The 5,551-nt window shown below is 41.6% G+C and carries 7 protein-coding genes and 2 pseudogenes; 2 read left to right on the top strand and 7 right to left on the bottom strand.

Going from position 1 to position 5,551, the window contains the following annotated elements; all coding sequences use genetic code 11:
* Positions 1-197, top strand: a 197-nt coding sequence (locus tag ACFFAP_RS35300; RefSeq protein ID WP_375515572.1) for a hypothetical protein, incomplete at its 5' end; no start/stop codon positions are given.
* A 5-nt stretch (positions 198-202) separates the two neighbouring features.
* Positions 203-532 (top strand): annotated as a pseudogene (locus ACFFAP_RS35295) (transposase); the annotation flags it as partial.
* 387 nt (positions 533-919) lie between these two features.
* Here ACFFAP_RS35295 and ACFFAP_RS35290 read toward each other — a convergent pair.
* The 7 genes and pseudogenes from ACFFAP_RS35290 to ACFFAP_RS35260 form a co-directional block, all read right to left on the bottom strand.
* A complete protein-coding gene (locus ACFFAP_RS35290) occupies positions 920-1,186 on the bottom strand; it encodes a tyrosine-type recombinase/integrase (protein WP_375515571.1) in 267 nt (88 codons plus the stop codon).
* Between the two features lie 151 nt (positions 1,187-1,337).
* A complete protein-coding gene (locus tag ACFFAP_RS35285) occupies positions 1,338-1,745 on the bottom strand; it encodes a hypothetical protein (protein ID WP_375515570.1) in 408 nt (135 codons plus the stop codon).
* A 47-nt stretch (positions 1,746-1,792) separates the two neighbouring features.
* Entirely contained in the window at positions 1,793-2,125 is a 333-nt protein-coding gene (locus tag ACFFAP_RS35280) for a hypothetical protein (RefSeq protein ID WP_375515569.1), read from the bottom strand.
* Positions 2,126-2,565: 440 nt separating this feature from the next.
* Entirely contained in the window at positions 2,566-2,955 is a 390-nt protein-coding gene (locus ACFFAP_RS35275; RefSeq protein ID WP_375515568.1) for a hypothetical protein, read from the bottom strand.
* A 48-nt stretch (positions 2,956-3,003) separates the two neighbouring features.
* Positions 3,004-3,141 carry a hypothetical protein gene (locus tag ACFFAP_RS35270; protein WP_375515567.1) on the bottom strand — a complete coding sequence of 46 codons (138 nt, stop codon included), beginning with the start codon at positions 3,139-3,141 and terminating at the stop codon, positions 3,004-3,006.
* 164 nt (positions 3,142-3,305) lie between these two features.
* Positions 3,306-3,854, bottom strand: a complete 549-nt coding sequence (locus ACFFAP_RS35265; protein WP_375515566.1) for a hypothetical protein — start codon at positions 3,852-3,854, stop codon at positions 3,306-3,308.
* Positions 3,855-4,703: 849 nt separating this feature from the next.
* A pseudogene (locus tag ACFFAP_RS35260) lies at positions 4,704-5,551 on the bottom strand (S-layer family protein); the annotation flags it as partial.

Genomic DNA, 5,551 nt, shown 5'->3' with positions numbered 1-5,551 from the left:
AATACCCTATTTCCGTTCTTGGTTTTAGCACCTCACAAAATCGCATTGCTCCCGTAGGGAAGAGGCTGGGGGTTACATCTATGTTGCAATTGCTGCACTCTGGGCAACTTGACTCAAAGAATTTGGGACACTGGTTACCCACGGCTGTGGTTGTGGCCCAGATACCAAAATATTTGGGGTGGTATTTAGCAACATAATGCAGGGAAACAGTACCGAAGATTTTCAGGAGCGTGATCCCAAGATTATTTTAATTTTAGATAATGCCAGTTTCCATAAACGGAAAGATATTCTCGCTAAAATTGCCCAAGAACTACCTCATTTTGTACTAGAATTTTTAACTGCATATAGTCCTGACTACAACATCATCGAAATAGTTTGGTATTCATGTAAGGAATATATTGCTCATCGTTTATTTCAATCAGTAGATGAATTAAAGTCTTTACTAGATAAACTATTAAATAAAGGTGAGCTAGTCATTAAGTGGTATCGAAAAATAAAAAATAAGGGTAATAGTGACTATGTTGCAATTTAAATGCCTATTAGCTTATCAATAGTTTCATTAAGTGTCATCCGAATGAAATTTTTTGTATTTCAGACCAATGATGGTTGAAAAAGTAAAAGACAGTTTAACGCTAAAAGTCTTTAATAGTAAGGTTTTTGGCGATTGCTCTAATTTCTTAGCGTACAATTCTCCCGTTTCGGTACAGTCTAGCCGATATTGCTCAACCTGAGTCAGTTGCTCTTATCAGTAATAATACTGTTTTATTTTTTAATTTAAATTGCCTAAAAAAAATTAAAAACCCAAAGTAGAGATGGTATTTTCTTTCTGCTGCTCAGTCACACCAAATATCACTCCAGAGCCGCAAGAGAGCGATGACCTCTGAGAGATTGAAGAGGAACGCAGCTATGACCAGAATTTTTACAAATCACCCCAATCAAAATTCAGGAACCGTCGAGCATTCAGCTTGGTATATTTTTCAGTGTGTTTGATATCGCGGTGTCCCAGGAAGTCTTGGATTTCCCTAGTGTTATAACCCTGATTTACCAGATAGTAGCCGCAGGCATGGCGCATCATGTGGCAGTGAACTTTGATATCAAGTCCCGCCTGTGCTGCCAGTCGCCCAATCAGCTTTCGCACCGCATCAGTGGACATCACCTCACCGCGCTCAGTGGCGAAAGTGACCAAGATTACAATTTGAAGAAGTTGTTGGGTTTGCTAGCGTCAATCCAATCTACAAGATCGGCGATCGCACTATTTCATATTCATATAAGCCAAGCGATCGCTCTTTCTGGTAGACTGCAACTATCTACTTGGAAGCAGAGAAATCGTATTCTCCTCAATCCCCTGATATATAAAAGAAAGTACCTTTCATTGATTTCCCATCATCAGAAATATTGCCCCGATATAGCTGCATTGTTGCCCCGTCTTCTTTCCTGTTTAGAATAAATGCAAAAGCACCTGTTGCAGGACAATAATATCCTTGCATAGAACCATTAAGTGGTCCAACTCTAGTATTCACACTCATATCGCCTGTAATAGAGCGGCACTCACTGACTTGGGCGGGATTGTCGGGTTGTTGTTCGGCTACTGTAACTCTTATATCTGTTATCACTTTTGGATTACCCGACAGACCATTCCAGGTGCCTACAATGTCTTCAGGAGGTGCGGCAAAGGCAGCTTGCCCTAGAAGCAAAGTGGTAAAAAAGGGGACAATTGCCAATCCATACTTTAGTAATGATTTCATAAATCACTTACAAACCTTGTATAGTACAAAAATTAAGTTGGGAAAATTTACAAGCTACTTTGCTCTTTGCTCCATTGAGAAAGTGCGATCGCGCTCAGTAGTGAAAGGAGCAAGAGTGCAATTAAAGGATCTTTAATAAAACGAAAGCCTCGTTCCGTACTTTGTTGAGATTTATACTCTTTTAAAATGAGTTCTGGGGTCCACTTTTGTTGCTCTAACGCTGTATGAGGGTTAGCAGTCAAGTCAATTTCTTCGTCTAATAAGTTAGTGGCTAGGATAAAACGTCCTGCTTGATTACGATAATTTTGAATAACAATTTTGTTCTCGATTAAAGTGGCTTGAATATGATAAGTATAGTGACTAATTGCATCATCACCCAATTAAAGTGCGTTCCCGTGTTGCCTCACTTACCCCAATGTACGGATACCTGAAAATAACTTTTTTGCAATTTAACCTGCTGAATGTCGGGTACAAACTTAAGACTTTCAACACTTCTGTTGCTTTGCTGCTGCTCGGTATCTAGCAGCCCATTCTCCCACAATGCGATCGCTCGCTTGATCCCTCTAAAACCAATGGTGAATAGGGAGCAACGCAAAAAAGTGAGATCGGGGTTTAATTCTCAGTTACATAGCTATATTCTCAATAAAAACAGATATTTCGCTGCGATGCCTACGGCGGGCTGCGCCTACGCACTATTAAACAGGTCATTTATACCCCCAATTTTTAGCACCTCACCAAATCGCGTTGCTCCCTGGTGAATACTCCAGGTTCACAATGGCTGAAACCCTTGCTTTTACGTTGGTTTTGAAAAGTTTGTGGTTTACTGATTCATGCAGTAAACGTCGAACTGGATCGCCGATCCTGCCGACGCTCCGTTTGGCCAATCAATTAGCCAAGCCCATTCGTTGTAACCGGTCGGGTCTAATTGCAGTTGTGGTCCATTACCAAGGACGACCATTCCCGGTTTGGCCGCTAAATTTGGAAGGAACCCGCCGCTGACCGCAACTGGGAAATTCGCTGGACACCCATAATGGAAAAACTGGTCAGTCCGACCAGATGGGATATAGAGGGTGTACTTCCCTTGCCAGCCAGCTCCGCCTGGAGTGGCGTTTGCAGGAAGGGCTTGGCTACAGGTTAGAGCAGCTGCCGCGCCAAGAGCTAACTTTGTGAAGGCACGATGACGAGAAATCACAAAGAAAAATCTATTCATAATGTTATTCTCCTTGGTTTTGATGAAAAATCTTGTAAAGAATGCATCTCACTTAACGAAACCCAACATTTCTGGGGCTTTCTGGAGCAAGGCACAGCGATGGCGTACCCACCCGACGTAAGCGATCGCTTTCCTGAGTGTCTTTTGTGGTGATCGCTTCCATGACACTGCATCAAGGACGACCACCTGACCCCTCCTCCACTGTTCAATAGCTTTCAAAGCTGTAGCCCTTATTCCGTATAGCTTAGAGCTTTTCTTAGTGCCATTCGATTTAGTACCCGAATTTTAAGCACCTCACAAAATCGCATTGCTCCCCTTCACTGTTAGAGCGTTGTTCTGGTGTTAATTTCTTATCCAGCAATATTTCCAACAACTTGAATTACCGTTTGAGCGTAACCTACTAGCTGAACTGCTTCATCAAATAGTCCCCCTAAATTGAGATTTGCACCAGCTCTTGAAGACCAATTGTAGCCACTCGATATATTGCCCCAATCAGCAGCTAGCACTGGATTAGTACCGTAATCATTCCAATTATCATCTCTAGAACCAGCCTCAAAAGTGCCATGAGTTCGTCCCGTATGCGAGAACGTAAAAGCTGAAACACCGAACACATCTTTAACTACATAAACAAATGATGTATCATAGCTAGTAGCGCCACTATCATGGAAGTGACCCGTAAAGCTATAACTTCCATCTGGAAACAAACTCAAGTGGGCATCGCCTCCTACTGGAACTCCATTATCAAAAGTGATGTTAGGAGTGTCCAATACTAGGTTTGGCAGTAAAGGATCTGGGGGTTGAGGTGCAGCTGCAGCAACAACTAGTGGATGTTGAGGTGCAGCTGCAGCAACAGCTTGTTTACGTTCAAGAATATTTGTAGCAACATCGGGTGAAAGCATTTTTTACTCCTTTTGTTGTTGATAGGATAGTGATTTGGTCAAGTTAGACTCAGCAGATGTAATTTTTTGTCTGGATTCCAGGACAAAATTATCTGCAATTCAATTCCCGGATTTGAGAACACGACAACCTAAAGTGAAGAGTTTATGACATAAGTATTTTGGTAACTCATGTTATCTTCAGCAACTAAGTGTCACACCTATCTATACGTGGTTACTAAGGTCTAGTACTTCTTCTGCATTAGGATGCACCCTGTCTTAGTTAAGTTGGTAACAAAGGTGATTCTGTGGTCTAGATTAAAGTGCGGTGAAAAACCAGTCAATATCATGAAGTTCATAACTGAAATTTTGCTAGTTTTTCCTCCCCGATAAGTCAAGTTCATAAAGTTCATAAAATTCATATTTTTAGCGAAAGCCACAGATTTAGAAGCTGTTTCTCAAGAGTAGATTCTTAACAAGCATATAAAAGAGACAAAATAAGTAGTCGAACAGAATTAATTACACAATGTCATTGCGAATGTAGCGTCTCGTAGAGAAGCGAAATGAAGCAATTCGCTTGCGGCTGGGATTGCTTCGCTTCGCTCGCAATGACTGTAAATATTTTTGTTCAGTTACTTAGTACAGCCCACCATAAAAGAGGTACGGAATTTGCTTTTTGAATGAAACGTGTGCAGTCGCATCACAATTTTTATTTCCGACCCCTTTTTGCGGTGACGTGTACTTAGTAATAGTCAGGTTAAGAGATGAGTAAATATTAGTAACAAAAAAATGCCATCGCACTGAGGTATACTGAAAAGCAGTGCAAAGGCACGACGATGCGATCGCCAGATTCTCAATTGTGTTAGTAATTGTTTAAGATGCATGGCAGGTCGCGGGAGTTGACTGGAAGCTTTGAGATGGTGTAACACTGGTAGGATAGGCTGTCAGAGTAATTTCACCTAAGCTATTAACTACCCACCCAGTAGCTTCTACAATTTTATTAGTAGAGTCCGGTGTAAAATTTCTTAAGGCAGAGCGGTTTTCTTCTGCGGCTTCGACTCCATTGACTATCACTGCTTCAGTGCGGAGCGGCTCACCTGGTTGTGGTGGTAGTCCGCGCCCTGTAACAACAAATGAACTTTTTCTTTGCTTTCCGCCAACATTGCAACCAGTATCAATTTGCTGTGAGGCATCAACTAAATTTGTCGGCAGTTGCACTAATCCTCGACTGGGGTCAACATCGGGTGTGTTGAGTTCTACTACGCCATTTAACACAGGACTTGCCCCTGTAGCGGTGATATCGCTTGTTTCTAAGGTAGGTATCTGACGGGATTGTATACCAAATATGCCTTGAGCATTAATTTTTACCCGTCCACCACGAAAATTAGTGGAATTAGCACTGATATCACTGTTTTTAAAGGCAATGAGGAAATCGGTATCAATATTGATGTTGCCGCCGATGACGTTTTCCCCTCTCGCATTGGTTATGATGTTGCTATTGCGGCTGATTATTAAATTTTCTGAGTTAATATTAATTGTCGCCTGCTCTCTGTTGGGGTCAACTTTAGCACTTTGTGTACTAGCACTGAGTAAAGCATTATTGTTTAAACGGATGGAATAACCATTTAATGTCATGTTGCCTGCCCTTCCTGCTCCGAAATTCTCCACAGTTACTCCAGCCCCATCTTGTACTAACAAAGTATTAGTTTTAATAGTCAAAT

Source organism: uncultured Nostoc sp., assembly GCF_964245575.1.
In the GTDB taxonomy this organism is placed as follows: domain Bacteria; phylum Cyanobacteriota; class Cyanobacteriia; order Cyanobacteriales; family Nostocaceae; genus Nostoc.
Note: the sequence above shows the minus strand (reverse complement) of the source record. Positions and strands in the feature narration are given on the sequence as shown.

Excerpts from the sequence above, each read along its gene's own strand:
- ACFFAP_RS35285 (WP_375515570.1), bottom strand. The coding sequence starts at position 1,745 with ATGAAATCATTACTAAAGTATGGATTGGCAATTGTCCCCTTTTTTACC.
- ACFFAP_RS35275 (WP_375515568.1), bottom strand. The coding sequence starts at position 2,955 with ATGAATAGATTTTTCTTTGTGATTTCTCGTCATCGTGCCTTCACAAAG.
- ACFFAP_RS35265 (WP_375515566.1), bottom strand. The coding sequence starts at position 3,854 with ATGCTTTCACCCGATGTTGCTACAAATATTCTTGAACGTAAACAAGCT.